Source organism: Variovorax sp. Varisp85, assembly GCF_047304045.1.
Lineage (GTDB): Bacteria > Pseudomonadota > Gammaproteobacteria > Burkholderiales > Burkholderiaceae_C > Variovorax.
Genome location: NZ_JBGLYN010000159.1, coordinates 1 through 368, shown reverse-complemented (window position 1 = coordinate 368; position 368 = coordinate 1). Strand labels below are relative to the sequence as shown.

Below are 368 nucleotides of genomic sequence, written 5' to 3'. Positions count from 1 at the left end.
CAGTACACTTCAGGATGACCGAAAAACCAGAACAAGTGTTGGTAGAGAATTGGGTCTCCCCCCCCTGCTGGGTCGAAGAATGAGGTGTTTAAATTACGATCTGTGAGAAGTATAGTAATGGCTCCTGCGAGAACTGGTAGAGCAAGGAGGAGGAGAATAGCAGTGAGAAACACGGACCACACAAATAGGGGGGTGTGGTCTCAAGTTATACCTGGACTACGTATATTGATGATGGTAGTGATAAAATTAATGGCTCCTAGGATTGAGGACGCCCCGGCCAAGTGAATTCTAAAGATCGAGAGATCAATAGATGCCCCAGAGTGAGCTATATTGGATGCTAAAGGAGGGTATACAGTTCAACCAGTACC

General features: G+C 46.2%; 1 protein-coding gene. It reads right to left on the bottom strand.

Annotated elements, in window-relative coordinates:
• Positions 1 to 182, bottom strand: a 182-nt coding sequence (locus tag ACCC97_RS28845) for a cbb3-type cytochrome c oxidase subunit I (RefSeq protein ID WP_413336407.1), incomplete at its 3' end; no start/stop codon positions are given.
• Positions 183 to 368: the final 186 nt, after the last annotated feature.